Raw genomic sequence first — 26,190 nt, 5'->3', positions numbered from 1 at the left:
AGGAATGAAGGGGCGGACGATGAAGCCGACGACTTTTGCGGGGCGTCAATCCCAACGGTATCAGAATTCCGGCGGCTTGGCCGGGGCAGGGGGCAGCAGGGTGCCGTGGCGCGGCCTGTCGCCTTTGCTGGCCTTGCTGGTGGCGGCCTGTGCGCCGGTCGATGCGCAGCAGCGCGCCGCCGTGGCCGCGCCGGCCGCCACGGCTTCGCTCTCGCCGGTGCATCGCGCCGACCCGGTGGCGCGCGAGGCGTTGCCGGCTGCGGCTCCCAGCGCGGCGCGGGTGGCGGTGGTCGAGGCCCGCGAGGCCATGAACCGCAAGCAGTGGTCGGCGCTGGGCCTGCTTGCGCCCCAGGCGCAAGGCGACGTGCTGGGCGCCTACCCCGAGTACTGGCTGTTGCGCTATCAGCTGACGCAACCCAAGACGCAGCGCCCCGACAAGGCCTTGCAACGCTTTCTGTCGGCCAATGCCGGCAGCTATCTCGAAAACCGTTTGCGCACCGATTGGATGCTGGCTGCGGCGCGCAGCGGCGATTTCGACACCGTGCGCCGGCTTGGCAACGTGAAATCGCCCAGCGCCCAGGTGCAGTGCGCCCAGCTCAACGGGCGTCACATGAGCGGGCGGCGCGCCCAGGCTGGCGAGGCGCTGGCGGTATTTGCGCCCGGGGCAGCCTGCTGGGCGCTGTTCGACCAGCTGGTGGCCGATCACGTGCTGGGTTGGAACGAACTGCTGCCGTTCTTGCGCGACGCCATCGAGGCCAATCGCACGACCGATGCGCGCAAGCTGGTGCAGTATCTGTTCGAGCCGGCCGACGTCAAGAACTATGACCTGATGATGCGCGACCCCATGAAGTGGCTGGTGCGCCAGGACAAGTCGCCGGTGGGGCGCAACGAGAAAGAGCTGGTGACGCTGGCCCTGGCCAGACTGGCCCGCAATGATGTCAATGTGGCCGACTCCTATCTGCAGCGCGAATGGGCCAGCCATCTGCCCAAGCCGCACGTGGCCTGGGTGCGCGGACAGTACGCGCTGACAGCGGCGCTGTCGCAGAATCCTCGTGCGCATGAGTGGTATCGCGCCGCCGGTGACCAGCGCATGACCGACTACAACCATGCCTGGCGCGTGCGGGCCGCCTTGCGCCAGCCACGGATCGACTGGAAGGGCGTGATCGCCGCCATCGACGCGATGGGGCCGGCGCAGCAGTCCGAAGCGGTCTGGGTGTACTGGAAGGCGCGCGGGCAGGCGGCGCTGGGGCAGCACGAGGCCGCGCAGCGCGGCTATGCCAGCATTGCCGACCAGTTCAATTTCTACGGACAGCTGGCCACCGAGGAGCTGGGCCGGCGCATCGTGCTGCCGCCGCAGGCGGCGCCCATCACCGAGGCCGAGTGGCGCGAGGCGCGCAATCATCCCGGCCTGCAGCGCGCCGTGCACCTGTTTCGCCTGGGCTGGCGCGCCGAGGCCGTGCCGGAGTGGAATTTTGCGCTCCATGGCATGACCGACCGCCAGTTGCTGGCCGCCGCTGAGCTGGCGCGCGCCGAAGGCATCTACGACCGGGTGGTCAACACCTCCGAGCGAACCGAGCGGGAATACGATTTCTCGCAACGCTTCATTGCGCCCTTCGAGGGTCGCGTGTCGGCCAAGGCGCGCGCCATCGATATCGATCCGGCATGGGTGTATGGGCTGATCCGCCAGGAGTCGCGCTTCATCATGGATGCGCGCTCGCATGCAGGGGCTTCCGGGCTGATGCAATTGATGCCTGGCACCGCCAAATGGGTGGCCGGCAAGATCGGCATGACCGACTTCAAGCCGGGCAGCGTGAACGATTTCGACGTGAATACCGAATTGGGCACGCAGTACCTGAACATCGTGCTGCAGGGGCTGGACGGCTCGCAGATGCTGGCCAGCGCGGGCTATAACGCCGGCCCGGGCCGCCCGCGCAACTGGCGCGCGGCTTTCGCGCATCCCGTCGAAGGCGCGGTGTTTGCCGAAACGATTCCGTTCACCGAAACGCGCCTCTACGTCAAGAACGTGATGTCCAACGCGGTTTATTACGCGGCGCTCTTCAGCGGCCAGCCGCAATCGCTCAAGGAGCGTCTGGGCAGTGTGCAGCCGACGGCTGCCGCCCTGGCGTCGGCGCCATGAGCGAGCCGGCTGACCGCGCAGTGGCAGGGCTGCAGGTATACATCGTGGGCGGCGCCGTGCGCGATGAGTTGCTGGGGCGCCCAGCCGGCGACCGTGACTGGGTCGTGGTGGGGGCGACGCCGCAGGAAATGACGCGGCGTGGCTTCATCCCGGTGGGCGGCGATTTCCCGGTGTTCCTGCATCCGCAGACCAAGGAGGAGTACGCGCTGGCGCGTACCGAGCGCAAATCGGGGCGCGGCTACAAGGGGTTCACGTTCTATACCGGCACCGATGTCACGCTGGAGCAGGATCTGCGCCGGCGCGATTTCACCATCAACGCCATGGCGCGCAGCCCGCAGGGCGAACTGGTCGATCCCCTGGACGGGCAGGGCGATCTGCGCGCGCGTTGCTTCCGTCATGTGGGCGAGGCCTTTGCCGAGGATCCGGTGCGCATCCTCAGGCTGGGCCGTTTCGCGGCCCGCTTCACCGACTTCGCCGTGGCCGCCGAGACCCTGGCGCTGTGCCGCCGCATGGTGGACGATGGCGAGGTCGATGCGCTGGTGCCCGAGCGGGTCTGGAAGGAGTTGTCGCGCGGTCTCATGGAGGCCCAGCCCGCGCGCATGTTGCAGCTCTGGGAGGCGGTCGGCGCCTTGTCGCGCGTGATGCCCGAGCTGGAGCAGGCCGGGCAGGCCGGCACCGACCTGGATCATGCCGCGCGGCTGGGGCTGCCTCTGGCGGGACGGTATGCCTTGCTATGCCGCCTGAGTCCGCGGCGCGACGCCCTGGCGGCGCGCTTGCGCGTGCCGGCCGAATGCGCCGATCAGGCCCGGCTGCTGCCGCTGTGGCTGCAAGCCCAGCCGGTGCAGGATGCCGAGTCGGCGCTGGCCGTGATCGAGCGTTGCGATGGCCTGCGCAAGCCCGAGCGCTTCATGGCGCTGGCTCAGGCTGCGGGGGTGGTCACCAGCGTGGACGCGCCGCGTTGGCAGGCTGCGCTGGCGGCGGTGCGCGGGGTGGACGCCGGCGCCATTGCCAGAACCTGCGCCGGCGAGCCGGCACGTATCAAGGTTGCCCTGCGCCAGGCGCGGCTGGCGGCGTTGGGCGCCTGACGCGCCGGGTGCGGCCAAAGGGTGACGCTACAGGGTGGCGCGGCGGTCGCCCCGAGCAAAACCCATCGAATCGCAAGGCACGTCGCGTCCCAGGGCCATGACCTTGAACAGCTCGCCCATTTCGGCTTCGGACAATAGTTTCTGCACCGGCGCGACCGTCTGGGCATAGCGGCGCGTGTCGGCCGGATCCAGGCGCGCCAGCATGTCCAGCAGGCCGGCGTTCATGAGAAAGCGCGCCTGCGAGGTGTAGCCCAGGACTTCCAGGCCGCCATCGAGTGCCGCATCGGCGATGGCGGTGAAGTCCACGTGGCCGGTGATGTCCTGCATGCCGGGCGCGACGAAAGGATCGGCATGGGCATGGTGGCGAAGATGGCACATGAGCGTGCCGCCGGCGCGCTGCGGATGGTAGTACTCGTGCCGCGGGAAACCGTAGTCGATCAGCAGGGCCGCACCGCGCTTGAGCCAGCGGCCCATCTCGCGCACCCAGGCTTCGGCTTGCAGATTGATTTCGGAGGCATAGCCCGGCAGCGCGGGCATGCGGGCGGCGAGCGCCTCGGTCAGCGCCGGCTCAGCCGGGCGGTCGACCCAGATGAAGCCATTCTGCCAGCTTACGCCGCGCTCCTGGAGCCGTCCCTGTTCGTCATAGCGGAACAAGCGTAGCGGCATGGCGTCGAGCACCTCGTTGGCCAGCACCACGCCCTCGAACGCTTCGGGCAGGGTGTCGAGCCATTGGACGCGATCGCCCAGGGGCGCCAGACGCGCCTGTTGGCGGGCGCGCAGATCGGTCGAGATTTCGACGATGCGGTAGGAGCAGGGCAGGCCCAGGCGGTCCAGCTCGGCGAGCACGCCTTCGGCCAGCGCGCCGGTGCCGGCGCCGAATTCAAGCACCTCGGTCGTGCCGGTGGCCCGCAGCCATTGGGCGACCTGATGGGCGAGCGTATGGGCGAAGAGGGGGCTGAGTTCGGGGGCGGTGACGAAGTCGCCGGCAGGCAGGGCGGCCGAGGCGACGTCGCTGGCCAGCTTGACGGCGCCTGCGGTGTAGTAGCCCAGCCCGGGCGCATAGAGCGCCTGGGTCATCCATGCTTCGAAGGGCAGCCAGCCGTTGCTGGCGTCGATGTGGGCACGCAGGTGCTCGGTGACGGCGGCGCTGTGGGCGCGGGCCGCGGGATCCAGTTCAGGCAAAGAAGAAGGGCGGGTCGGTTGCATGGGCGTATTTTCCCATGACCCGAGCCCGCCCTGGTGTACTACACCGGCGACAGGGCGCCGGTGGTACTGGCCGGTTTAGCCGCGCCGCGCGCCGGCCGGCTTGTGAAAGGGCTTGCCGCCGCCGCTGCGTTGCGGGCGATCGCCGAAGCTGCGCTGGGGACGGTCGCCGAAGTCACGCTGGGGGCGGTCGCCGAAGTTGCGCTGGGGACGATCGCCGGCGTCGCGCTGGGGACGATCGCCGAAGCTGCGCTGGGGACGGTCGCCGAAGTCGCGCTGGGGGCGGTCGCCGAAGCTGCGCTGGGGGCGGTCGCCGAAGTCACGCTGGGGACGATCGCCGAAGCTGCGCTGGGGGCGGTCGCCGAAGTCACGCTGGGGACGGTCGCCGAAGCTGCGCTGGGGGCGGTCGCCGAAGTCGCGCTGGGGGCGGTCGCCGAAGCTGCGCTGGGGGCGGTCGCCGAAGTCGCGCTGGGGACGGTCGCCGAAGCTGCGCTGGGGGCGGTCACCGAAGTCGCGCTGGGGGCGGTCGCTGAAGCTGCGCTGGGGACGGTCGCCGGCGTCGCGTTGGGGGCGGTCGGCGAAGTCGCGTTGCGGACGATCGCTGAAGTCGCGCTGGGGGCGGTCGCCATAGTTGCGTTGCGGGCGATCGCCAAAGCGCTTGCCGCCAGCGCCCGGACGGGGGCCGCCGGTGCGCGGGCCGCTGCTGCGCGGCAGGCGTTGCGGCTCCAGGCCGGCGATGATTTCCGGGTTGATGGTCTGGCCGATGTAGTGCTCGATACGGCGCACCTTGTGACGCTCGCCGTGCACGGCCAGCGTGTAGGCCAGGCCGTCGCGTCCGGCACGGCCGGTGCGGCCGATGCGGTGCACGTAGTCTTCGGCCTGCAGCGGCAGGTCGAAGTTCACGGCGTGGCTGATGCCTTGCACGTCAATGCCGCGCGCAGCCACGTCGGTGGCCACCAGCACGCGGACCTGGCCGCGTTGCAGCTGGGTCAGGGTGCGGGTGCGCTGGCGCTGGTTCATGTCGCCGTGCAGTGCAGCGGCGGAGAAGCCTTGCTCGCTCAGGCGGTCGGCCAGATCGTCGGCGCCGCGCTTGGTGGCGGTGAAAACGATGGCCTGGTCCAGGCGGGTGTCGCGCAGCAGGTGGTCCAGCAGACGCATCTTGTGCGAGGCGTCGTCGGCATACAGCAGGGTTTGTGTGATGTTGGTGTGCTTGTCGCGGTGGCCGGCGATCTCGATGCGCTCGGGTTCACGCATCATCTTTTCGGCCAGACGGGCGACGCTGCCATCCAGGGTGGCCGAGAACAGCAGGGTCTGGCGGCTGTTGGGCAGGCGCTCGATGATGGTTTCGATATCTTCGATGAAGCCCATGTCGAGCATGCGGTCGGCTTCGTCGAGCACCAGGGTATGCACGGTGTTCAGCTTGACGCGGCCAGCCTTCAGGTGGTCGATCAGTCGTCCGGGCGTGGCGACCAGCACGTCCACGCGGCGCGACAGGGCCTTGAGCTGGGCGCCATAAGGCACGCCGCCCACGACCACGGCGGTACGCAGGCCCGGCAGGTTGGCGCCGTAGGCGGTGGTCGCATCGCTGACCTGCATGGCAAGTTCACGCGTGGGGGTCAGCACCAGCACCTGCACGCCGACGCCGCGGTTGGCCGACTGGCCGGCGATGCGGTTCAGGGCCGGCAGCATGAAGGCGGCGGTCTTGCCGCTGCCGGTCTGGGAGGAGACCATCAGATCCTGGCCGGCCAGTGCGCGCGGGATGGCGGCGGCCTGGACGGGCGTGGGTTCGGTGAAACCCGCGGATTCAACAGCCGAAAGAATACTGGGCACCAAGCCCAAGTCTGCGAAAGACATGACTTTTCCTTGCCGCTCACGGCGGCGCAGGTGCGAGGAGACGGGCGGATAAAAGGCCGGTTCCAGGCAACGGTTGATGGAAGCATCGTGCCGACCGAATCAACCGTGCGCGTGGTGCAGGCAACAGAATGGCCTGCGGGGCGAAAGGAAAGAGGTCAGGAAGCGATGAGGTTCGGCATGGGCCCTGTGTATGCGGGCTGAGACTGCGAAATCGCCTTCAGTGGCGAGGAATGAATGCCGAATCTTTTTTGTGCAGCGCAGCGATCATAACGCAAATTCTCCCTGTTGGGGGATTTTTTTAAAGCTGCTGGTCCAGTCAATAGGGGTTTGACCTCGGGATTGCAGCCAGGCGTTGACCTGCGTGAAGTGGCCGCAGCCCAGGAAAGGCACGGGCGGGCGGCTGGCCGACAGGGGCGAGGGATGGTTGGCGCAGAGCACCAGATGCGGATGATCGGCTGCCAGCAGGGCCGCCTTGGCCTGCGCGTGGGCGCCCCAGAGAAGAAAGGCCTTGGGTGCGGGATCTGCCGCCACGCAGCGAAAGAGCGCATCGGTGACGGTTTCCCAGCCGCGCTTGGCATGCGAGCCGGCCTGGCCGTCTTCGACCGTGAGCGAGGTATTGAGCAGCAGCACGCCCTGCTCGACCCAGGAGCTCAGGTCGTGTCCGGGCTGCCCGGTCAGGGGATGGTCGCGGCCGATTTCCTTGAACATGTTGCGCAGGCTGGGCGGGCACTTGCAGCCATCGGGCACCGAGAAAGCCAGGCCCTGCGCCTGGCCTGGGCCGTGGTAGGGATCCTGGCCCAGGATGACCACGCGGACCTGTGCCGGCGACAGGCTGTCGAGCGCACGAAAGGGCGTGGCCGGATAAACCACGGCGCCGGCGGCCAGGCGGGCCTCGACATGGGCGATGACGCGTTGCAGCGCCTCGCTGACGGCCGGCTCGCGCAGGGCAGGGGCCCAGGCCGGGGGCAGGGCGGCGCTCTGGGCGGCCAGTGTGTCGGGGAGCAGGCGGTTGTCGGGCGTCATGGCGTCATTGTTGCATAGGGTAGGGGTCGCCTGCCGCGACCTGGCGACGCAGAAAGTCCTGCAGGATGCCATGCGAATAGACGCTCGCCACCTCGCGCAGAAAGCGCAGGAAGTCCTGTTCGGCCTGCGCATCGGCATGATCGGAAATGGTGCGCAGCACGGCCCAGGGGACGCCGAATTCATGGCACACCTGGGCCACGGCCGCGCCCTCCATCTCGACGCACAGTGCATCCGGCAGCCGTTCACGCAACTCATGGCCGGTGCCGGCATCGCCCACGAAACGGTCGCCGGTCAGGATGAGGCCGCGATGCACACGGCTGGCGCGGCCGGCCAGGAAGCGCCGGGCGCTGGCCTGCAACTGTTCGCTCAGGGCAGGGTCGGCCGGCAGCCGGTCCACCCCCAGCAGCGGCAGCTCGTGGCGGGCGAACAGGGGGCGCGCGTCCATGTCGTGCTGCAGGGCCTGGCTGCCGATCACGATGTCGCCCACGCGGACATCGCGATGCAGTCCGCCGGCCACGCCGGTGAAGATCACGCGGCCTACGCCAAAACGCTGCAGCAGCGTGGCGGTGGTTGCAGCGGCGGCCGCTTTCCCCACGCGCGTCAGGGCGATCACGCAAGGCTGGCCGTGCAGGATGCCCTGATGAAAATCGCGCAGACCGATGCGGTGGACTTGCGCGCCCGGTTCGAGGGCGGCGATCAGGTCCCGGATTTCGTCGGCCAGCGCGGCCAGGATGCCAAGGGGGGCGATGGTGTTCTCCTTCAAGGGCGGTGCAGCAGTTCCTGCATGCGTTCCTGCACCCACAGGGCCGCAGGGCCGGCAATACTGCCCTGGCGCCAGAGCGCGCGCAAGCCGACCGGCGGCAGCACCAGCTCGGCGCAGCGGATCTGGCGCAGATCGCCCCGGTAACCCCGGTATTCGGCGATGTTCAGGGGCAGGATGGCCCAGCCGAGGTTATCCGCCACCATGGCGGCGATGTTGTAGAAGCTGTCGGCGCGCCAGGTGTTGGGGCTCAAAATCATGTCGCTGCGGTCATCCATGTGCATCACCAGCTGTCGGTGGCGCGCCAGGTCCTGCACGCGCAGCCCGGGCTGGTGTGCCAGCGGATGGCGTCGGCCGACATAGATGGCCTGCTCCACGCTGCCCAGGTGGCGGTAGGCAAAAGTCGGCGCCGGTTCGCCCCGGTCGAAATGCATGGCCAGGCTGGCGCGTCCCTGGAGCACGTAGTCGGCCACTTCGCTGGCCGTGCCCGAGAGCAGCGTCAATTCCAGGCTGGGGTGGCGTTGCGACAGCTCGTTGAGCAGGGTGTCCAGCACGGCGTCGGGCAGGGCTTCGTCGATGGCCAGGGCCAGTCTGGCCTGGGCGCCGGCCGACAGGGCCAGCGCGCGCTGATGCAGGCCGGCGGCCTGGCGCAGCAGTTCGCGCGCCTCCAGCAGCAGGACCTGCCCGGCTTCGGTCAGCGCCGGACTGCGGGGACGGCGGTCGAACAGTTCTATGCCCAGGTCGGCTTCGAGCAGGCCGATGGAGGTGCTGATCGCCGATTGCGCGCGGCCCAGGTGGCGGGCGGCGGCCGAGAAAGAACCGGCCTCGGCCGCGGCCACGAAGTGGCGCATCTGTTCCAGCGTCCATTGCATGGCTTTATCCATCTATTTTATTGATGGATTTTAACTGGTACCGGCGCCTGAATAGATGGAGAATCGCGCCACTATGCTTTCCGTGCCGACTTCTTCTTCGCCCGCCGCCGTGACGCCGCAGCGCTGGCTGGTGCTGTTCATCGTTTCCAGCGCGCTGTTGCTCATCGTGGTCGACATGACCGTGCTGTACACCGCCCTGCCGCGCCTGACCCATGAGCTGGGGGTCTCGGCCTCGGCCAAGTTGTGGATCGTCAATATCTACGGCCTGGTGGTGGCCGGGTTGTTGCCCGGCATGGGCACCCTGGGCGACCGCCTGGGCCACAAGCGCATGTTCATGGGCGGGCTGGCGATCTTCGGCCTGGCTTCGGCGGCGGCTGCCTATGCGCCCAGCGCTGCGGTGCTGATCGCCGCGCGCGTGCTGCTGGCCGTGGGCGCGGCCATGATGATGCCGGCCACCCTGTCGATCATCCGCCTGACGTTTACCGACGCGCGCGAGCGCGCCGTGGCCATCGGGGTGTGGGCCTCCGTGGCTTCGGGAGGGGCGGCCGTCGGGCCGGTGGTGGGCGGCATGCTGCTGGAGCATTTCTGGTGGGGGTCGGTGTTCCTGGTAAATGTGCCCATCGTGCTGCTGGCCCTGCCGCTGGCCTGGCGCTGCATTGCGCGCAGCGTCCCGCAGGCGGCCCACCCCTGGGATGTGCTCGGGTCGCTGCAGGTGATGGTGGGTCTGGTGTGCTCGGCCTATGCCCTGAAAGAGCTGGGCAGGCCCGCGCCGGCGCTGGACGTGGCGCTGGCAACCGGGCTGGCGGGGGTGGTTTTCCTGTGGATCTTCGTGCGCCGCCAGCGCGGCATGGCCTACCCCCTGATCGACTTCAGCCTGTTTCGCAACCGCCTGTTCTGCTCGGCGGTGGCTGCGGCCGTGCTCACCACCGCGGCATTGCTGGGCATGGAACTGGTGCTCACCCAACGTCTGCAGCTGGTGCAGGACTACTCGCCGCTGGAGGCGGCGCTGTTCATCCTGCCGATTCCGGTTGCCGCCTTCGTGGCCGGGCCGCTGGCCGGCTGGCTGCTGCCGCGCGTGGGCGAGCGGCGGTTGCTGGCGGTATCGCTTTTGCTGTCCGGGCTGGGCGCAGGCGGCTACTGGCTGGGTTATGACGGCGACCAGACATTGCAGATGCTGGTGCTGGCATTGCTCGGGCTGGGCCTGGGCGCGGCCATGACGGCGGCTTCCAGCACCATCATGCAGAGCGCGCCGCCCGATCGTGCCGGCATGGCCGCCTCGATCGAAGAGGTTTCCTATGAACTGGGCGGCGCGGTGGGCGTCACCCTCATGGGGTCGTTGCTGTCGGCCGTCTATGCCCGTGGCCTGCCGCAGGACATGAGCGCGCGGGTGCGCGACAGCCTGGATGAAGCGCTGGCGATGGCGCAGACCCTGCCGCTGGAGGCGGGCGCACAGCTGGCCGGAATGGCCAAGGGCGCTTTCGATGCCGGATTCTTCGCCGTGATGGCCGGGGTGACCGCGCTGCTGCTGGGCGCCGCCCTGCTAGTGGCTTGCAATCGATCCTGAGGGCGTCAGCAGCGTCGTCGGCGGGGGGCCGGCCATGTACCGGCTGGGCGTCACGCCGAACTGTTCACGGAAACTGCCGATGAAGGCGCTGGTGCTTTCATAGCCCACTGCCAGCGCCACCTGCGTGACGGCCTCGCCCTGCGCAAGCAACTCCAGCGCGCACAGCATGCGCGCCTGGGTGCGCCATTGCCCCAGGGTGACGCCGGTCTCGGCCCGGAAGCGGCGCATCAGGGTACGTGGCGACATGGCCAGCGCCTGGGCCCAGGCTTCGATGCCGCGTGCGTCATCGGGCGTTTCCAGCAAAGTGGTGGCCAGTTGCAGCAGGCGCTCGTCCTGCGGCAGCGGCAGTGACAGGCCGCAGGTCGTGTCCAGCGCCAGTTCGGCCACCAGCAGCTCGAACAGGCGGCGCGCATGCAGATCATCCATGCTGGCCGGCAGGCCGTTGGCCAGCCGCAGGAACAGTGCTTCGGTGAGCGGAGTCGTGCGCCAGCCGTGCGTGGTGGCGGGCAGCGCCTGGCAGGCCTGCGCCCGCACGAACAGGCAGGTGCCGCGCGCGCGGCCGAACCAGCGCGCCTGCAGCGGCATGCCGGGTGGAATCCAGGCCAGTCGACCCGGCGTCAGTGACGCGAAACCCTGGCCGCACTGCAACGACAGCAGGCCTTCCTGGACCAGCAACAACATGCCATCGATATGCGAGTGCGGGGGCACGGCGATGCCGCGCGGCTCGCGCTCGCGCGCCAGGATGTGGGGGTCCAGCAACCAGTGCGGATCCGGTGCGGGGGGAGGATTGGCAGCTTTGAGCAAATTGATGACGGCTTTTCGTTAGCGCTCGGTGATGAAAATGTACATCATTCTCATTGAGTTCGCATTTCAGGAGAGCCTCGATGGACCAGACATCCTTGCGCGGAGCCGGCATGAAGGCGACCTACCCGCGTTTGAAGATCTTAGAGCTCTTCGAGCTTTACCCCGAGCGTCATCTGAGCGCAGCCGACGTCTACCGCCTGCTCATGCAGAGCAGGGTGGATATCGGCCTGGCCACGGTGTATCGGGTATTGGGCCAGCTATCCCACGCGGGATTGCTTGCACGGCATCAGTTCGATGCCCAGACCAGCGTTTTCGAACTGGCCGCCAAAGGCCAGCACGACCATCTGGTCTGCACGGCCTGCGGGGCAGTTGCCGAAAGCAGCGACCCCGCCATCGCCGAACAGGCGCGCCGCCGCGCCGCGCGCCATGGTTTTGTGTTGGACAGCTATAGCTTGTCCCTGTATGGGCGTTGCGCGCAGTGCCGCAACGCGATCAAAGGAGTTTTTGAATGAATCCCGTGCACTTTCAATACCATGATCTGAGCCAGTTCCCGCTGGTTTTCGCGCGCCATGCCCAGGCGCCCCAGGGTTGCGCCGAGCAATGGATCCGCGAGATGGAAATGCTGACCGCCAGCGAGGTGCCTTATGTGCTGGTGGTGATGAATCTCGATGCCGAGATCGATCACGAGGATCGCAAGCAGATGGTGCGGTGGCAGACCGACAACATGCCGCGTCTGCGCCAGAAGTGCCGCGGTTTCGTGGCGGTGCAGCCGGATCCTCAGGCCTTGATTCGCGTCAGCCAGCAGGCCGAGAAAATGAGCCGGGCCTTCGAGGTGCCGTTCGTGGTCGCCCCGGATGAGCCCGGCGCGCGCGAGGCCGCCTTGCGCCTGTTGCGCGGCGTGGCGCTGGGAACCACGCGCTGAGGCCGGTGTTCAGCCGGCGCCCAGCAGCCAGTTGTCCATGGTTTCGACCAGGCGGTTGCGGTAGCGCGGCAGGCGCTGCGCGAGCGCTTCGCGGCGCGCCAGGAAAGCCGGCGGCTCGGCCCCGGCGCCGAAGCTGGGCGCCGCCCAGACCGCGTTGGGAAAGTGGCGATCCTCGCGCCAGCGCGGGATGATGTGCCAGTGCAGGTGCGGCACCATGTTGCCCAGCGAGGCCAGGTTGACCTTGTCCGGATGCAGCGTGTCGCGCTGAGCCTGCTCCACGGCGTAGACCGCGCGCATCAGCAGATCGCGGCCATGGTGCGACAGGCTGGTCATCTCGGGCAGATGGGCGTTCCAGACCACGCGCGTAAAGCCCGGGTAATCCGGATCGTCCACTTCGATCACCCGCAGCTGCGGCCCTTGCCAGAGCAGCGTGCCGCCCTCGCTCTGGCAAAGCGGACAGTCCGGGTCGCGTGTGGTCATGCCATCACCTTGCGGTACTGGATGAACCCGGAGCGGTCGGCGATGCGGTCATAGAGCTGGATGGCGGTCTGGTTGCTTTCGTGGGTGAGCCAGTACACGCGCGCCGCGTCATGGGCGCGGGCATCCGCGTAGACATGCTCGATCAGGGCGCGGCCGGCGCCGGTGCCACGCGCATCGGACGTCACGTAGAGATCCTGCAGATAGACATAGGGCCCCTGGGTCCAGGTCGAGCGGTGATAGATCCAGTGCACCATGCCGATGGCGCGTCCTTTGGCGTCGATGGCCAGCGCAAGGTGCATGGGCTCGGCCGGGTCGAGCAGGCGCTGCCACGTCTGGCGCGTGACGTCATCGGCGATGTCGACCTGATAGAAATCCTGGTAGCCCTGCCAAAGCGGCAGCCAGGCGTCGAAGTCGGCGGCGGTGGCGGGACGGATGGTAATCGTGCTCATGGGAGGCTCCTGGTGGATGGCGGGCAAGACTAGAGGCGGGACTCGAGCGCGCTCACGATGGCGCGCAGCACCTGCAGGCGGGCATGGCGCTTGTCGTTGGCCGGGATGAGATGCCAGGGGGCGTGCGGCAGATCGGTGCGCGCCATCATTTCGTTGGCCGCCAGGGCGTACTCATCCCATTTGTCGCGATTGCGCCAATCCTCGGCCGTGATCTTGTAGCGCTTGAAGGGTGTGGCCTCGCGCTCTTTGAAGCGTTCGAGCTGGACGTCCTGGGTGATCGCCATCCAGAACTTGAGCACGATGGCGCCGCTTTCTGTGAGCTGGTGTTCGAAGTCGTTGATCTCGCCATAGGCGCGTCGCCACAACCCGGGCGGGGTGAGGCCTTCGACCCGTTCGACCAGCACCCGGCCGTACCAGCTGCGATCGAAAAGGGCGACGCGGTTGTGGGCCGGCACGTGGCGCCAGAAGCGCCACAGATACGGGCGCGCCTGTTCATAGGCGGCCGGCGCGGCGATGGGCGTGATGTCGTACTGGCGGGCGTCCAGGGACTCGACCACGCGCTGGATGGCGCCGCCCTTGCCGGCGGCGTCCTGGCCCTCGAAGGCCAGGACCAGCGAGCGTTGCGCAAAGGCAGGGCTGCGCACGGCGCGCGCAAGGCGGCCCTGCAGCAGGCCCAGTTCGCTGTCGTAGTCGTGCTTGGCTTCGTGAGCGTCGTAATCCAGCTCGCCCAGCCGATCCGGGATGGGCCCCAGGCGCGGCAGTTGCTGGCTGACGCGCGCCACCACCGGGATAGCGCGGCGCTTCATGGTGGCCAGAATGGTCTCGGCGCAGCGGATGGTGCGCAGATTGTCGTCGGCGCTGGGGATCACCACCCAAGGGGCGTGGTCGATATCGGTCTGCGCCAGCGCGAGTTGCGCCGCATCACGGATGCGGTCGAACTTCTTCTGCACCTTGTAGTCGTCGGGCGAGACCTGCCAGGAGGTTTCCGGGCTGGCGTTCAGGCGCTCTATGCGCGCGGCCTGAGCCTGGGGCGACAGATGGAACCAGAGCTTCACGATCTGCACGCCTTCGGCGGTCAGCATGGTTTCGAAGCGGCGGATCTGCGCGGCCAGCGCCTCGGCGCGCTCGGGGTTGAACTTCTTGCGGTAGCACTCGCGCAGCAGTCGCGAGTACCAGGAACCGAACACCACGCCGGTCTCGCCCTTGGCAGGCATGGCGTTCCAGTAGCGCCACAGCGGCGGGAACTGGTTTTCGCGCGCATCCGGTTCGCCGAAGGCCAGCGTGTGGATGTGGCGCGGGTCCATCCAGTTGTTCAGCAGGTTGATGGTCTGGCCCTTGCCGGCGCCATCGATGCCGGCGACCACGATGAGCAGGCTGCGATCGGCCCGTTCCAGGCGTGCGTACTGGGCCTTGAGCAGCGCAGTGCGTAATCGCAGCGCGCGGGGTTTGTATTCGTCGGCCGACAGGGTGGGGTCGGTTTCGGCTTCGCTGAACATGGAGGCTCCGGTAGGCGATTCAGCGCCCGATGTTGCGTGATAACCGCCGCCCGCGCAAGCGCCACGCCGAAGCTTTATAGCCGGTCCAGCGGAATCTTCAGGTAGCGCGTGCCGTTGTCTTCGGCCGCCGGCAGCTGGCCGGCGCGGATGTTGACCTGGATCGACGGCAGGATCAGCGTCGGCATCGCCAGGGTGGCGTCTCGCGCCTGGCGCATGGCGACGAAGGCGGCCTCGTCCACGCCGTCGCGCACGTGGATGTTGCCGGCGCGCTGCTCGGCCACGGTGCACTCCCAGGCCGGTTCGCGTCCGGGCGGGGGATAGTCGTGGCACATGAAAAGCCGCGTCTGCGGGGGCAGCGCCAGCAGGTGGCGGATGGAGCGGTAGAGCCGGGTGGCGTCGCCACCGGGGAAGTCGCAGCGTGCCGTGCCGACATCGGGCATGAACAGGGTGTCGCCGACGAACACGCTGTCACCGATCTGGTAGGCCATGTCGGCCGGCGTGTGGCCCGGCACATGCAGGGCGCGCGCGGTGAGCGCGCCGATGGCGAAGGTTTCGTCGGGCGCAAACAGATGGCCGAACTGGGAGCCGTCGGGCGTAAAACCCGGCTCCAGGTTGAAGATGGGCTTGAAGGTAGCCTGTACGTCGCGGATGCCCTGGCCGATGGCGATGACGCCGCCAAGCAGGTTCTGCAGATAGGGGGCGGCAGAGAGGTGGTCGGCGTGGGCGTGGGTCTCCAGGATCCAGTCGCAGCGCAGCCGCTGTTCGCGCACGAAAACGGCCAGGCGGTCGGCGTTGGCCGTCGAGGTCCGCCCGGACTTGGGGTCGTAGTCCAGCACTGCGTCGATCACCGCGCAATGGCCGTCCGGGGCGTCATAGACCACGTAGCTGATCGTGCCGGTCACGGCATCGAAAAAAGCCTGGATATGCGGTGTCGTCATCGGGCGCTCCTGGGTTAATAATTTATTGATTTATAGTATATCAATAAATATAATGTTTTCTTCCTCATTCAAGTCCCTCCCATGGATGCTCCTCTGACTGCGGCAGATATCCAGGCCTTGCGCGCCTCGGCCGACGAATGCAGCGCGCTGCTCAAGGCCCTGGCCAACCCGGATCGCCTGCTGCTGCTGTGCCAGTTGCTCGAAGGCGAGCGCAATGTCGGCGAGCTCGAGGCCGGCAGCGGTATTCGCCAGCCTTCGCTGTCGCAACAGCTCGGCGTGCTGCGCGATGAAGGCCTGGTAGCCACCCGGCGCGAAGGCAAATATATTTACTACCGCATGGCCCGCCGCGAAATCACGCAAATCATGAAAACCTTGTCGGGGCTGTTCTGCGGCCAGACCCGGGAGCTTCTGTCATGACGATAGCCTGGGCGTCTTTCACGCCTTTTTCATCCCTGATCGGGGGCCTGATGATCGGCGCGGCCGCCGTGCTCCTGATGGCGACGCTGGGTCGTATCGCGGGGATCAGCGGCATCCTGGGTGCGCTGGTGCCGCCGGCGCCGGGCGGCGCCTGGCGGGTGGCGTTCGTCGCCGGGCTGGTGCTGGCGCCCTGGTTGTACCGGGTGTTTGCCACGCCGCATGCGCCCGAGATCACGGTATCGACGCCGGTGCTGATCCTGGCCGGCCTGCTGGTGGGCTTCGGTTCGCGGCTGGGTTCGGGCTGCACCAGCGGCCACGGCGTATGCGGGCTATCGCGCGGGGCGCCGCGTTCGTTTGCGGCGGTGGCCGTGTTCATGGCGACCGCCATGGCGGTCGTCGCCGTCATGCGTCACGTCATCGGAGCCTGAAATGCACCTGCTATTTGCCTTGTTGAGCGGCCTGCTGTTCGGCCTGGGCCTCATGGTTTCCGGCATGGCCGATCCGGCCAAAGTGCTGGCGTTCCTGGATATCGGCGGGCAGTGGGATCCGTCGCTGGCGCTGGTGATGCTGGGCGCCATCGCGGTCACCGCACCCGCCTATGCGCGTCTCAAGAAACGAGGCGTGACGCTGACCGCCGGCGCGCCCCTGCAGTGGCCGACGGCATGGCGCATCGATCGGCGTCTGTTGGCCGGGGCGGTGGTGTTCGGCCTGGGCTGGGGGCTGGTTGGCCTGTGCCCGGGGCCGGCCATCGTGACGGCCGCGCAGGGCTATGAAGAGGCGCTGACCTTCGCCATCGCCATGCTGGTGGGCATGGGGGCCTTTTCGCTCTGGTCCGGGCCGCGCCGCTGAGCGCGGCGCGGCCAGGGGCTCAGTCGTAGCGGCGCAGGTCTTCGATGACCTTGCCATCGTTGGGCAGGGAGCCCGGCCGGGCAGGGGCGATGTCGGCCCGCAGCTTGGTGACGTCGCGCACCGAGTCGGCCAGCCGCCGGGCGTGGGCGTCGTCCAGTTGCCCGGCCTCGACGTGCAGCGTCATGGTTTCGGCTCCGGTGGTGCCGGTGATCACCAGCCGCGCGCGCCCCAGTTCCGGGTGGCGGCGCAGGATGTCGGCCACCTGTGACGGATGCACGAACAGGCCGCGCACCTTGGTGGTCTGGTCGGCGCGGCCCAGCCAGCCACGGATGCGGGTATTGCTGCGCCCGCAGGGCGAGGCGCCCGGCAGCACGGCCGACAGGTCGCCGGTGCCGAAACGCACCAGGGGATAGTCGGGGTTGAGGGTGGTGATGACGACCTCGCCGACCTCGCCGTCAGGCACCGGCTCGCCGGTGCCGGGCCGCACGATTTCCAGGATCAGGTCTTCACCCAGCACCAGGCCTTCGCGCGCCGGGGTTTCGAAGGCGATCATGCCCAGGTCGGCGCTGCCATAGGCCTGGTAGCCTTCGATGCCGCGCGCGGCCAGCCAGTCGCGCAGCGACGGCGGAAAGGCTTCGCCCGAGACCAGCGCGCGCTTGAGCGAGGGCAGCGCCACGCCGATCTCATCGGCTTTCTCCAGGATGATCTTCAGGAAGCTGGGCGTGCCGGTATAGCCGGCCGGCGCCAGGTCCTGGATGGCGCGCACCTGCTGTTCGGTCTGGCCGGTGCCGCCGGGGAACACGGTGCAGCCCACGGCGTGCGCGGCGGTTTCCATCATGGAGCCGGCCGGGGTGAAGTGATAGGAAAAGCAGTTATAGGCCAGCTCGCCGGCGCGAAAACCGGCGGCATAGAGCGCACGCGCGAAACGCCAGTAGTCGCTGCGCGGCGTTTCGGGTTCATAGATGGGGCCGGGCGAGGCGAACACGCGCGCGGCCTGGCCCCAGCCGACCGTCGAGAAGCCGCCGAAGGCCTTGGCGGCGCCGGCCGGCGCCTGGCTGGCGCGGCTTTGCTGCTGCAGCGCAAGCAGTTCGTGCTTGCGTAGCACCGGCAGGCCGGCCAATGCCTGCCGGCTGGTGACGCTGGCGGGATCCACGCCGCGCAATTGGGCGGCGATGGCCGGGGCGTGGGCCTGGGCATGGGCGATGGCTCCGGGCAGCGCGGCCATCAGGGCCTGCTCGCGTGCCGCGGGGTCTCGGGTTTCCAGGGTATCGAAAAACTCGGACATGGATCTGCACCCTCTTGTGTGCGCGTGGGTGGGTTTGACGGTGAAACCGGGTCAGGCGAGCCAGCGCTTGCGGCGGCGATAGAACTTCTGGTCGCGGAAACTCTTGCGCTCGCCGCTGGAGATGCCGAGGTAGAACTCTTTGACGTCTTCGTTCTCGGCCAGGTCGGCGGCCGCGCCGTCCATCATGACGCGGCCGTTCTCCAGGATGTAGCCATAGTCGGCGTAGCGCAGGGCGATGTTGGTGTTCTGCTCGGCCAGCAGGAAGCTGACGCGCTCGCGTTGGTTGAGATCGCGCACGATCTCGAAGATCTCTTCGACGATCTGCGGGGCCAGGCCCATTGAGGGCTCGTCCAGCAGGATCATGTTGGGGCTGGCCATCAGTGCGCGACCGATGGCGGTCATCTGCTGTTCGCCGCCCGAGGTGTAGCCGGCCTGGCTGCCGCGGCGCTGCTTGAGGCGGGGGAAGTACTGATAAACCCGCTCGAGCGCGGCGTCGACCTCTGCGCGCGACAGGTTGCGGGTGTAGGCGCCGGTCAGCAGGTTCTCTTCGATCGTCAGGTGGGCGAAGCAATGGCGGCCCTCCATGACCTGCACCACGCCGCGCTTGACCAGCTCGGCCGGCGAAAGCCGTTCGATGCGCTCGTCGCGGTACTGGATATAGCCTTTGGTCACATCGCCGCGCTCGCCCTTGAGCAGGTTGGAGACGGCGCGCAGGGTCGTGGTCTTGCCCGCGCCGTTGGCGCCCAGCAGCGCCACGATGCTGCCCTCGGGCACACGCAGGGACACACCCTTGAGCACCAGGATGACGTGGTTGTAGATCACTTCGATGCCGTTCACATCGAGCAGGATCGGAGCGGAAGGGGTAGGGGTGGCGTCGGTCATGGCGTTTCCTGCGGGATACAAAGGCCGCCGGCCTTGGCCGGCGGCGCGCTGCACATCAGTCCTGGCACTGGCGCGGAGTGATGTTCTTCTCCTTGGCGTACTTGGCCGCCAGCTCCTTGACCATGGGGTCGATGATGCTCTTGTCGGCCTGGTACCAATCGGAGACGACGTTGAACTTCTTGCCGTCCCATTGCACGATGCGGGCCCAGTCATCCCCCATGTGGTTGCTGCAGCTGGTCTTGACCGGACGCATGATCTCGCCGAAGCCCAGTTCGTCCAGGCGCTCCTTGGTCAGGTTGAGATTCTCGAAGCCCCAGCGCACCTGCTCGGGCGTGAGCGCCTTGCCCTTGCCGAATTTTTCCTGCGCGGCGCGGATGGCCTCGACCTGCAGCATGGAGATCATCATGCCACGCGTGTGGGCAATGGTGCCCAGCGTGGTGGTGCCGGATTTGTCGGAGCCCTGGCCCTTGTCGTAGACGTACTTCTTCAGATCGTCATAGACCTTGCCGGTGCCGCCGCTGTTGTGGATGGTGATGGCGTTGTAGCCCTTGGCCACGTCGCCCAGGTCACGCACGTCGCCTTCCGAGCCCGCCCACCAGACGGCGTACATCTTGTCGCGCGGATAGCCGCTGGCCTGCGCTTCGCGGATGGCCGTGGGCGTCATGATGCCGGCGCTCCAGAGCAGCACGTAGTTGGGACGCTGCTGGCGGATCTGCAGCCAGGTGGACTTCTGTTCCACGCCCGGGGCGGTCACCGGATAGAGCAACAGCTCGAAGCCTTCCTTGGCGGCACGTTTCTGCAGCAGCTGGATGGGCTCCTTGCCGTAGGGCGAGTCGTGGTAGACCAGGGCGATCTTCTTGCCCTTGAGCTTGTCCATGCCGCCTTCTTTCTTGGCGATGTCCTGGATCATCGAGTCCGCGGCGGTCCAGTAGGTACCCAGCAGCGGGAAATTCCACTCGAACACCGAACCGTCGGCCGACTGCGACAGGCCGTAGCCCATGGTCTCGACCGGCACCTTGTCCACGAAGGCCTTGTCGGTCACCGCAAAGGTGATGCCGGTGGACTGGGTGTCGAAGCCGGAGGCGCCGGTACCCTTGCCCTTGAGGCGCTCGTAGCACTCCACGCCCCGGTCGGTGGCATAGGCGGTTTCGCATTCCTCGTAGGCGATTTTCACGCCGTTGACGCCGCCGTCACGCTCATTGACCAGCTTCAGATAGTCGAGCTTGCCGTCGGCCCATGGAATGCCCAGGGGAGCGAATGAGCCGGTGCGATACACCATCAGCGGCACGAACTGCTCTTCGGCTGCCATGGCGGGCGTCGCGATGGCGCCCATTGCGCCGGATGCGGCCAGTACGGCGGCGGCCAGTTTCAGGTTAAGACGCTTCATCTCCAATACCTCCTGCGTGGTGCTTGTCTAACACCGGGGTTGGCCCGGTCTGTAGCCGGGTTGTGAGGGGTGGCGCGAACCGGGAGGGTTGCCCGGCCCGCGTCAGGTCAATGCGGGAACGGCCAGATGCGCAGCTTTTCCTTGCCTATGCTCCACAGACGTGCCAGGCCATGCGGCTCGGCGATCAGGAAGAACACGATGAGCGCGCCGAACACCATGTGTTCGACGTGGGCCGCCGTGTCGACCGACAGCGACAGCCCGAACAGGTGGGGCAGGTTGGTCAGCACCACCGGCACCAGCACGATGAATGCGGCGCCGAAGAAGCTGCCCAGAATCGATCCCAGCCCGCCGATGATGACCATGAAGAGCAGCTGGAAGGAACGGCCCAGGTCGAAGGCCAGCGGCTCCCATGAGCCCAGGTGGATGTAGCCCCACAGTGCGCCGGCCACGCCGACGATGAAGGAGCTGACCGCGAAGGCCGACAGCTTGGCGTACATGGGGCGGATGCCGATGACGGCGGCAGCGACGTCCATGTCGCGGATGGCCATCCACTGGCGGCCGACGGCGCCGCGCACCAGGTTCTTGGCCAGCAGCGTGAACACCACCACCAGGATCAGCACGAACAGGTACTTCTGCAGGGCGGTCTGCACCGGCAGGCCGAAGGCGGTCAGCGGCGGCACCGAGACGTTGCCCGAGGACGAGTAGTTGGTGAAGAAGGGAATGCGCAGAAACGCCCAGTCGACGAAGAACTGCGCGGCCAGCGTCGCCACGGCCAGGTACAGGCCCCGGATGCGCAGGCTGGGAATGCCGAAGATCACGCCCACCAGCGTGGCGAAGCCGCCGCCGATCAGGATCTGCACCAGCAGCGGCGAGCCGGGAAAGCGCACGCCGATGTTCCAGGCCGCATAGGCGCCCACCGCCATGAAGGCGCCGGTGCCCAGCGAGATCTGGCCGCAATAGCCCACCAGGATGTTCAGGCCCACCGCCGCCAGCGACAGGATCAGAAAGGGAATCAGGATGGCGCGCAGCAGATAGTCGCTCGAGAGCATCGGCACGGCCACGAAGGCCACCAGCATCAGGAGCGCGAAGAAGATGCGGTCCTGGCGGATGGGGAAGATCTGTTGGTCGGCCCGGTAGTTGGTTTTGAACTGGCCGTTTTCACGATAAAACATGTTGATAGCCTCCGGCCTAGACTCGATCGATGATTTTTTCGCCGAACAGCCCCTGCGGCCTGAACAGCAGGAACACCAGCGCCAGCACGTAGGCGAACCAGATCTCGATGCCGCCGCCGACCAGCGAGCCGAGATAGACCTCCGAGAGCTTCTCGCCCACGCCGATGATCAGCCCGCCCAGGATGGCGCCCGGCACCGAGGTCAGCCCGCCCAGAATGACCACCGGCAAGGCGCGCAGCGCCGCCGTGGACAGGGTGAACTGCACGCCGAACTTCGAGCCCCAGATGATGCCGGCCACCAACGCCACCAGGCCCGCCACGCTCCAGACGATGACCCAGATGCGATTGAGCGGGATGCCGATGGATTGCGCGGCCTGGTGGTCATCGGCCACTGCGCGCAGCGCCCGGCCGGTGGAAGTGAACTGGAAAAACAGCGCCAGCGCGGCCACCAGCAGCGCGGCGATCAGCGCGGCGGTCAGGTCTTCGAGGTTGATCAGCAGGCCGCCCTCGAACACCGAGTCCAGCACCAGCCAGGGCTCCTTGGGCATGCCCACGTTGATCGAGTAGACCGAGCTCCCGAAGATGATCTGGCCCGAACCGTCCAGGAAATAGCTGATGCCCAGCGTGGCCATCAGCAGGGTGGTCAGGTCCTGGTTGACCAGGTGGCGCAGCACCAGGCGCTCGATCAGCACGGCCAGCAGGAACATCAGCGCGGCGCTGATGATGAAGGCCAGCACGTTGGCCACCAGCATGTTCTGGAAGCCCAGCCACTGCGGTATCCACTCGGAGAATCGGGCCATCGACAGCGCGGCCACCAGCACCATGGCGCCCTGGGCGAAGTTGAATACGCCCGAGGCTTTGAAAATGAGTACGAAGCCCAGCCCGATCAGCGCATACAGCATGCCGCTCATCAGACCGCCCAAAAAGGTTTCCAGAAAGAATCCCATCGTCTGTCCCGTCCCTTCAGCCCTGGTCCGCGCTCACGCCCAGATAGGCGCGGATCACGTCCGGATTGCCCCGAACTTCGTCGGGGGTGCCATCGCCGATCTTCTTGCCGTAGTCCAGCACCACGACCCGGTCGGAGATGTCCATCACCACGCCCATGTCATGCTCGATGAGCACGATGGTGGTGCCGAACTCGTCGTTCACATCCAGGATGAAGCGGCTCATGTCCTGCTTCTCTTCGATGTTCATGCCCGCCATTGGCTCGTCGAGCAACAGCAGGCGAGGTTCCATGGCCAGCGCGCGGCCCAGGTCGACACGTTTTTGCAGGCCGTAGGGCAGGCGCCCGACGGGTACTTTGCGATAGGCCTGGATCTCCAGGAAGTCGATGATGTTCTCGACGTACTCGCGGTGCGCGATTTCCTCGCGTTCGGCCGGCCCCAGGCGCAGCGCCTGGGCCAGCAGACCGCACTTCATGCGCAGGTTGCGCCCGGTCATGATGTTGTCCAGCACGCTCATGCCCTTGAAGAGCGCGAGGTTCTGGAAGGTGCGGGCGATGCCCATTTCGGCGGCACGGCGCGGGTTCATCTTACTGAAGCGTTCGCCGCGCAGCATGATGCCGCCTTCCTGCGGGGTGTACACGCCGTTGATGACGTTGAGCATCGAGCTCTTGCCGGCGCCGTTGGGGCCGATGATGGAGCGGATCTCGTGCTCGCGCACGTTGAAGGAAATGTTGGTCAGCGCCTTCACGCCGCCGAACGACAGCGAGATGTTCTGCATGTCCAGCATGACCTCGCCGATCTGCTGGTCGCGGGTGGATGTGCTCATGATTACGCGGCCTTGGCGGGAATGGCGGGATAGGTCTTGGCCGGGCTGATGCGCAGGTCGGCCGAAATCTTGCCGGTGCGCCCATCCTCGAACTTGACTTCGGTTTCGATGAACTGACGATCCTTGCCGCTGTAGAGCGCATCGATCAGCACGCCGTACTTCTGCGCGATGAAGGCGCGGCGCACCTTGCGGGTGCGGGTCAGCTCGTCATCATCGGGGTCCAGCTCCTTGTGCAGGATCAGGAAACGATGGATCTGCGAAGCCGTCAGGCGCGGGTCCTGAGCCAGGTCGGCATTGACCTTCTCGACGCAGTCGCGGATCAGGTCATAGGTTTCCTGCTTGCCGGCCAGATCGGTGTACCCGGCATAGGGCATGCCGCGGCGTTCGGCCCAGTTGCCGACGGCTTCCAGGTCGATGTTGATGAAAGCGCAGGCCTGGTCGCGGTCGGCGCCAAAAGCTACCGCCTCCTTGATGTGGGGGAAGAACTTGAGCTTGTTCTCGATGTACTTGGGTGCGAACAGGCTGCCGTCGGCCAGCTTGCCGACGTCCTTGGCGCGGTCGATGATCTTGAGCTGGCCGTCGGCGTCGAGATAGCCCGCGTCGCCAGTGTGATACCAGCCGTTCTCGTCGCGCGCCTCGGCCGTGGCGGCGGGGTTGCGGTAGTACTCCTTGAACAGCCCCGGGCTCTTGACCATGATCTCGCCGTTGTCGGCCACGCGGATTTCCACGCCCTTGACGGGCGGGCCCACGGTATCGTCGCGCACCTTGCCATCGGGCTGCACGCAGACGAATACCGAGGTCTCGGTCGAGCCGTAAAGCTGCTTGAGGTTGATGCCGATCGAGCGGTAGAAAACGAACAGATCCGGGCCGATGGCCTCGCCCGCCGTGTAGGCCACGCGTACGCGGCTCATGCCCAGGGCGTTGCGCAAGGGACCGTAGATCAGGATGTCGCCCAGGCGGTAGCGCAGGCGGTCCCAGGCGCTGACGGACTCGCCGTCAAGAATGCGGGTGCCCACTCGGCGCGCCAGATTCATGCAGAGGTGAAACAGCTTGCGCTTGAGGCGGCCGGCATCTTCCATGCGGATCATCACATGGGTCAGCAGTTCTTCCAGCACGCGCGGCGGCGCAAAGTAATAGGTCGGCCCGATGTCGCGCATGTCGATGGCGACCGTGTCGGGCGACTCGGGATGGTTGACCGTGAATCCCGACACCAGCAGCTGCGTGTACGAGAACATGTTCTGGCCGATCCAGGCCGGCGGCAGATAGGCCAGCACGTCCTCGCGGTCACCCAGGCCCTCCATCTCGGCCACGGCGCGAGCGCGATCGATCAGCGCATGATGGGTCAGCACCACGCCTTTCGGCTTGCCGGTCGTGCCCGAGGTGTAGAACATGGCGGCAGTGTCGTCCGGCTTGACGTTGCGCGCCGTCTGCAGATAGAAGTCCGGGTGCTTGTCGGCATGCTGGCGGCCGGTCTGCTCCAGCGTCTCGAACGACAGCAGCATGGGGTCGTGATAGTTGCGCATGCCGCGCGGGTCGTCATAGACGACATGCTTGAGGGCGGGGCAGTCTTCGCGCACCTCCAGCATCTTGTCGACCTGCTCCTGGTTCTCGACCACGGCGACGCTGATCTCGGCATCCTGCAGCACATAGACCATCTCCTGCGCCACGGCGTCCTGGTAAAGCGGCACGGGGATCGCACCCAGCGCCTGTGCGGCCATCATGGCGATGTACAGGCGCGGGCGGTTCTCGCCGACGATGGCCACGTGCATGCCGGTGCCGATGCCCAGCACGGCCAGGCCGTGGGCGGCCAGACGCACGTGTTCGGCCACTTCGGCCCAGGTAAGGGTTTGCCAGATGCCGAGATCTTTCTCGCGGATCGCAGGCTGCGAGGCTCGCGCGCTGGCATGTTCGAGCAATAGTGCAGGAAATGTCTGCGCCACGGCCGGTCCTGCCGAGGGCTGGGAATGCGCCACGTTGTCTCCTCCGGTTCGCGCGCCGGGCGACGGCAGCCGAAAGGCTTCCGTTCAGGCGCATGACCAGTTCGTTTTAGGTTTACGGCTGCAGTTAAGGTATAAGGTTGGGTTGTCGCCAACTGTCACCACCACGACATTCGAGGAACTTTTAGGGTATTCCCGATGCAGCTCACCGACTCGCTACATCTTGCCGCAGCCTGGTTCCGAGAGCTCGACAGCGAACAGCGGGCGCGGGTCGAGCGCGACATCTCCGTGCAGCACGCACAGGCCGGAACGATCATAGAGCGCAAGGGTGAACTCGCCCAGGCCTGGATCGGCGTGCTGGCGGGGCTGGTGAAAGTGTCGGTCGGCAATGCCGAAGGCAAGGTGGCCTCATTGACCGGCGTGCCGGCCGGGGGCTGGATCGGCGAGGGCTCGCTGCTCAAGCGCGAGATCCGCAAGTACGACGTCGTGGCCCTGCGTGATTCGGTGGTGGCGCGGCTGCCGGCGCCCACCTTCGAATGGCTGCTGGACACCAGCATCGCCTTCAATCGTTATCTGCTGCACCAGCTCAATGAGCGCGTGGCGCAGTTCATCGGCAAGGCCGAGTATGACCGCCTGCTCGATCCGGATGCGCGGGTGGCGCGCTGCCTGGCGGAGCTCTTCAATCCCATGCTTTATCCCGGCATGGGCATGCGCCTGACGATCACCCAGGAAGAGGTCGGCTATCTCGCACGGGTCTCGCGCCAGCGCGCCAACCAGGCCTTGCGCAAGCTGGAAGATGCGGGCCTGCTCAAGGTCGAGTACGGCGCGGTGCGCGTGCTCAACCTCGATGGCCTGAAGGGGTATGGCGCCGACGTGGCGGGCCTGGAAGACGACTAGCGCTGCGG

General features: G+C 67.1%; 26 protein-coding genes. 9 read left to right on the top strand and 17 right to left on the bottom strand.

Features of this window, described 5'->3' with window-relative positions:
• The first annotated feature begins 19 nt into the window (after positions 1-19).
• A complete protein-coding gene (locus A7V84_RS18080) occupies positions 20-2,137 on the top strand; it encodes a lytic transglycosylase domain-containing protein (RefSeq protein ID WP_115638916.1) in 2,118 nt (705 codons plus the stop codon).
• Positions 2,134-3,222 (top strand): tRNA CCA-pyrophosphorylase, encoded by a 1,089-nt coding sequence (locus A7V84_RS18075; protein ID WP_025514092.1) that lies wholly within the window; start codon positions 2,134-2,136, stop codon positions 3,220-3,222. The genes A7V84_RS18080 and A7V84_RS18075 overlap by 4 nt, the downstream gene beginning before the upstream one ends.
• A 27-nt stretch (positions 3,223-3,249) precedes the next feature.
• Here the strand turns inward: A7V84_RS18075 and A7V84_RS18070 are convergent, their stop codons facing one another.
• The 5 genes from A7V84_RS18070 to A7V84_RS18050 all read right to left on the bottom strand — a co-directional run bounded on the left by A7V84_RS18070 (position 3,250) and on the right by A7V84_RS18050 (position 8,934).
• Positions 3,250-4,428, bottom strand: coding sequence for a class I SAM-dependent methyltransferase (locus A7V84_RS18070; protein WP_063491725.1), 1,179 nt, complete (start codon positions 4,426-4,428; stop codon positions 3,250-3,252).
• A gap of 75 nt (positions 4,429-4,503) precedes the next feature.
• On the bottom strand, positions 4,504-6,279 hold the full coding sequence (locus A7V84_RS18065; RefSeq protein WP_025514088.1) for a DEAD/DEAH box helicase: 1,776 nt from the start codon (positions 6,277-6,279) through the stop codon (positions 4,504-4,506).
• A gap of 264 nt (positions 6,280-6,543) precedes the next feature.
• Positions 6,544-7,302: a uracil-DNA glycosylase gene (locus A7V84_RS18060; protein WP_025514085.1), complete on the bottom strand. Its 759-nt coding sequence runs from the start codon at positions 7,300-7,302 to the stop codon at positions 6,544-6,546.
• A gap of 4 nt (positions 7,303-7,306) precedes the next feature.
• Positions 7,307-8,065 carry a 5'-methylthioadenosine/adenosylhomocysteine nucleosidase gene (locus A7V84_RS18055; protein WP_063491726.1) on the bottom strand — a complete coding sequence of 253 codons (759 nt, stop codon included), beginning with the start codon at positions 8,063-8,065 and terminating at the stop codon, positions 7,307-7,309.
• Positions 8,062-8,934 carry a LysR family transcriptional regulator gene (locus A7V84_RS18050; RefSeq protein ID WP_025514081.1) on the bottom strand — a complete coding sequence of 291 codons (873 nt, stop codon included), beginning with the start codon at positions 8,932-8,934 and terminating at the stop codon, positions 8,062-8,064. Before A7V84_RS18050 ends, A7V84_RS18055 begins: the two co-directional genes overlap by 4 nt.
• Positions 8,935-9,007: 73 nt before the next feature.
• Between A7V84_RS18050 and A7V84_RS18045 the strand changes: the two genes are divergently transcribed.
• Positions 9,008-10,498, top strand: a complete 1,491-nt coding sequence (locus tag A7V84_RS18045) for an MFS transporter (RefSeq protein ID WP_033535142.1) — start codon at positions 9,008-9,010, stop codon at positions 10,496-10,498.
• Here A7V84_RS18045 and A7V84_RS18040 read toward each other — a convergent pair.
• Entirely contained in the window at positions 10,475-11,257 is a 783-nt protein-coding gene (locus A7V84_RS18040) for an AraC family transcriptional regulator (RefSeq protein ID WP_147297410.1), read from the bottom strand. The genes A7V84_RS18045 and A7V84_RS18040 overlap by 24 nt on opposite strands.
• Before the next feature lie 125 nt (positions 11,258-11,382).
• Between A7V84_RS18040 and A7V84_RS18035 the strand changes: the two genes are divergently transcribed.
• Positions 11,383-11,814: a transcriptional repressor gene (locus A7V84_RS18035; protein ID WP_025514077.1), complete on the top strand. Its 432-nt coding sequence runs from the start codon at positions 11,383-11,385 to the stop codon at positions 11,812-11,814.
• Positions 11,811-12,224 carry a hypothetical protein gene (locus A7V84_RS18030; RefSeq protein WP_025514075.1) on the top strand — a complete coding sequence of 138 codons (414 nt, stop codon included), beginning with the start codon at positions 11,811-11,813 and terminating at the stop codon, positions 12,222-12,224. Before A7V84_RS18035 ends, A7V84_RS18030 begins: the two co-directional genes overlap by 4 nt.
• A 9-nt stretch (positions 12,225-12,233) precedes the next feature.
• Here A7V84_RS18030 and A7V84_RS18025 read toward each other — a convergent pair whose 3' ends face one another.
• The 4 genes from A7V84_RS18025 to A7V84_RS18010 form a co-directional block, all read right to left on the bottom strand.
• A complete protein-coding gene (locus A7V84_RS18025; RefSeq protein WP_025514074.1) occupies positions 12,234-12,704 on the bottom strand; it encodes an HIT family protein in 471 nt (156 codons plus the stop codon).
• Positions 12,701-13,153, bottom strand: coding sequence for a GNAT family N-acetyltransferase (locus A7V84_RS18020; RefSeq protein WP_025514072.1), 453 nt, complete (start codon positions 13,151-13,153; stop codon positions 12,701-12,703). Before A7V84_RS18020 ends, A7V84_RS18025 begins: the two co-directional genes overlap by 4 nt.
• Positions 13,154-13,182: 29 nt before the next feature.
• Entirely contained in the window at positions 13,183-14,649 is a 1,467-nt protein-coding gene (gene pap / locus A7V84_RS18015; RefSeq protein ID WP_025514070.1) for a polyphosphate:AMP phosphotransferase, read from the bottom strand.
• Between the two features lie 74 nt (positions 14,650-14,723).
• The gene (locus A7V84_RS18010; RefSeq protein WP_025514067.1) at positions 14,724-15,587 is read right to left on the bottom strand and encodes an MBL fold metallo-hydrolase; all 864 of its coding nucleotides are present in this window, start codon (positions 15,585-15,587) and stop codon (positions 14,724-14,726) included.
• Between the two features lie 81 nt (positions 15,588-15,668).
• Here A7V84_RS18010 and A7V84_RS18005 point away from each other — a divergent pair, with 81 nt between their 5' ends.
• From A7V84_RS18005 to A7V84_RS17995, 3 genes are read left to right on the top strand one after another with little or no spacing between them, the layout of a single operon-like run.
• Complete coding sequence (locus A7V84_RS18005) at positions 15,669-16,004, top strand: ArsR/SmtB family transcription factor (protein WP_025514065.1); 336 nt, start codon at positions 15,669-15,671, stop codon at positions 16,002-16,004.
• A complete protein-coding gene (locus A7V84_RS18000; protein WP_025514063.1) occupies positions 16,001-16,432 on the top strand; it encodes a YeeE/YedE family protein in 432 nt (143 codons plus the stop codon). Before A7V84_RS18005 ends, A7V84_RS18000 begins: the two co-directional genes overlap by 4 nt.
• Before the next feature lies 1 nt (position 16,433).
• Positions 16,434-16,853 carry a DUF6691 family protein gene (locus tag A7V84_RS17995; protein WP_025514061.1) on the top strand — a complete coding sequence of 140 codons (420 nt, stop codon included), beginning with the start codon at positions 16,434-16,436 and terminating at the stop codon, positions 16,851-16,853.
• Between the two features lie 19 nt (positions 16,854-16,872).
• Here the strand turns inward: A7V84_RS17995 and A7V84_RS17990 are convergent, their stop codons facing one another.
• The 7 genes from A7V84_RS17990 to A7V84_RS17960 all read right to left on the bottom strand — a co-directional run bounded on the left by A7V84_RS17990 (position 16,873) and on the right by A7V84_RS17960 (position 25,321).
• Complete coding sequence (locus tag A7V84_RS17990; RefSeq protein ID WP_025514059.1) at positions 16,873-18,138, bottom strand: phenylacetate--CoA ligase family protein; 1,266 nt, start codon at positions 18,136-18,138, stop codon at positions 16,873-16,875.
• Positions 18,139-18,189: 51 nt separating this feature from the next.
• Positions 18,190-19,020 (bottom strand): ABC transporter ATP-binding protein, encoded by an 831-nt coding sequence (locus A7V84_RS17985; protein ID WP_025514057.1) that lies wholly within the window; start codon positions 19,018-19,020, stop codon positions 18,190-18,192.
• Positions 19,021-19,075: 55 nt separating this feature from the next.
• A complete protein-coding gene (locus A7V84_RS17980) occupies positions 19,076-20,407 on the bottom strand; it encodes an ABC transporter substrate-binding protein (protein WP_033535141.1) in 1,332 nt (443 codons plus the stop codon).
• A gap of 107 nt (positions 20,408-20,514) precedes the next feature.
• Positions 20,515-21,579: a branched-chain amino acid ABC transporter permease gene (locus A7V84_RS17975; RefSeq protein ID WP_025514054.1), complete on the bottom strand. Its 1,065-nt coding sequence runs from the start codon at positions 21,577-21,579 to the stop codon at positions 20,515-20,517.
• 16 nt (positions 21,580-21,595) lie between these two features.
• Entirely contained in the window at positions 21,596-22,525 is a 930-nt protein-coding gene (locus A7V84_RS17970; RefSeq protein WP_025514052.1) for a branched-chain amino acid ABC transporter permease, read from the bottom strand.
• Positions 22,526-22,541: 16 nt separating this feature from the next.
• Positions 22,542-23,348, bottom strand: a complete 807-nt coding sequence (locus A7V84_RS17965) for an ABC transporter ATP-binding protein (protein WP_025514050.1) — start codon at positions 23,346-23,348, stop codon at positions 22,542-22,544.
• A gap of 2 nt (positions 23,349-23,350) precedes the next feature.
• A complete protein-coding gene (locus A7V84_RS17960) occupies positions 23,351-25,321 on the bottom strand; it encodes an AMP-dependent synthetase/ligase (protein WP_063491727.1) in 1,971 nt (656 codons plus the stop codon).
• A gap of 162 nt (positions 25,322-25,483) precedes the next feature.
• Here A7V84_RS17960 and A7V84_RS17955 point away from each other — a divergent pair, with 162 nt between their 5' ends.
• Entirely contained in the window at positions 25,484-26,182 is a 699-nt protein-coding gene (locus tag A7V84_RS17955; protein ID WP_025514046.1) for a Crp/Fnr family transcriptional regulator, read from the top strand.
• The last annotated feature ends 8 nt before the right edge of the window (positions 26,183-26,190 follow it).

Source organism: Bordetella trematum (genome assembly GCF_900078335.1).
Taxonomy (GTDB): domain Bacteria; phylum Pseudomonadota; class Gammaproteobacteria; order Burkholderiales; family Burkholderiaceae_B; genus Bordetella; species Bordetella trematum.
This window is presented reverse-complemented; position numbering and strand designations above follow the sequence as displayed.

Coding starts and splice junctions, on each gene's coding strand:
- A7V84_RS17975 (WP_025514054.1), bottom strand. CDS start 21,579: ATGTTTTATCGTGAAAACGGCCAGTTCAAAACCAACTACCGGGCCGAC.
- A7V84_RS18025 (WP_025514074.1), bottom strand. CDS start 12,704: ATGACCACACGCGACCCGGACTGTCCGCTTTGCCAGAGCGAGGGCGGC.
- A7V84_RS18030 (WP_025514075.1), top strand. CDS start 11,811: ATGAATCCCGTGCACTTTCAATACCATGATCTGAGCCAGTTCCCGCTG.
- A7V84_RS18000 (WP_025514063.1), top strand. CDS start 16,001: ATGACGATAGCCTGGGCGTCTTTCACGCCTTTTTCATCCCTGATCGGG.
- A7V84_RS18080 (WP_115638916.1), top strand. CDS start 20: ATGAAGCCGACGACTTTTGCGGGGCGTCAATCCCAACGGTATCAGAAT.
- A7V84_RS18010 (WP_025514067.1), bottom strand. CDS start 15,587: ATGACGACACCGCATATCCAGGCTTTTTTCGATGCCGTGACCGGCACG.
- A7V84_RS18050 (WP_025514081.1), bottom strand. CDS start 8,934: ATGCAATGGACGCTGGAACAGATGCGCCACTTCGTGGCCGCGGCCGAG.
- A7V84_RS18070 (WP_063491725.1), bottom strand. CDS start 4,428: ATGCAACCGACCCGCCCTTCTTCTTTGCCTGAACTGGATCCCGCGGCC.
- pap (WP_025514070.1), bottom strand. CDS start 14,649: ATGTTCAGCGAAGCCGAAACCGACCCCACCCTGTCGGCCGACGAATAC.
- A7V84_RS18035 (WP_025514077.1), top strand. CDS start 11,383: ATGGACCAGACATCCTTGCGCGGAGCCGGCATGAAGGCGACCTACCCG.
- A7V84_RS17965 (WP_025514050.1), bottom strand. CDS start 23,348: ATGAGCACATCCACCCGCGACCAGCAGATCGGCGAGGTCATGCTGGAC.
- A7V84_RS18060 (WP_025514085.1), bottom strand. CDS start 7,302: ATGACGCCCGACAACCGCCTGCTCCCCGACACACTGGCCGCCCAGAGC.
- A7V84_RS18075 (WP_025514092.1), top strand. CDS start 2,134: ATGAGCGAGCCGGCTGACCGCGCAGTGGCAGGGCTGCAGGTATACATC.
- A7V84_RS17980 (WP_033535141.1), bottom strand. CDS start 20,407: ATGAAGCGTCTTAACCTGAAACTGGCCGCCGCCGTACTGGCCGCATCC.
- A7V84_RS18045 (WP_033535142.1), top strand. CDS start 9,008: ATGCTTTCCGTGCCGACTTCTTCTTCGCCCGCCGCCGTGACGCCGCAG.
- A7V84_RS17955 (WP_025514046.1), top strand. CDS start 25,484: ATGCAGCTCACCGACTCGCTACATCTTGCCGCAGCCTGGTTCCGAGAG.
- A7V84_RS17970 (WP_025514052.1), bottom strand. CDS start 22,525: ATGGGATTCTTTCTGGAAACCTTTTTGGGCGGTCTGATGAGCGGCATG.
- A7V84_RS17985 (WP_025514057.1), bottom strand. CDS start 19,020: ATGACCGACGCCACCCCTACCCCTTCCGCTCCGATCCTGCTCGATGTG.
- A7V84_RS17990 (WP_025514059.1), bottom strand. CDS start 18,138: ATGTCCGAGTTTTTCGATACCCTGGAAACCCGAGACCCCGCGGCACGC.
- A7V84_RS18065 (WP_025514088.1), bottom strand. CDS start 6,279: ATGTCTTTCGCAGACTTGGGCTTGGTGCCCAGTATTCTTTCGGCTGTT.
- A7V84_RS18005 (WP_025514065.1), top strand. CDS start 15,669: ATGGATGCTCCTCTGACTGCGGCAGATATCCAGGCCTTGCGCGCCTCG.
- A7V84_RS17995 (WP_025514061.1), top strand. CDS start 16,434: ATGCACCTGCTATTTGCCTTGTTGAGCGGCCTGCTGTTCGGCCTGGGC.
- A7V84_RS18020 (WP_025514072.1), bottom strand. CDS start 13,153: ATGAGCACGATTACCATCCGTCCCGCCACCGCCGCCGACTTCGACGCC.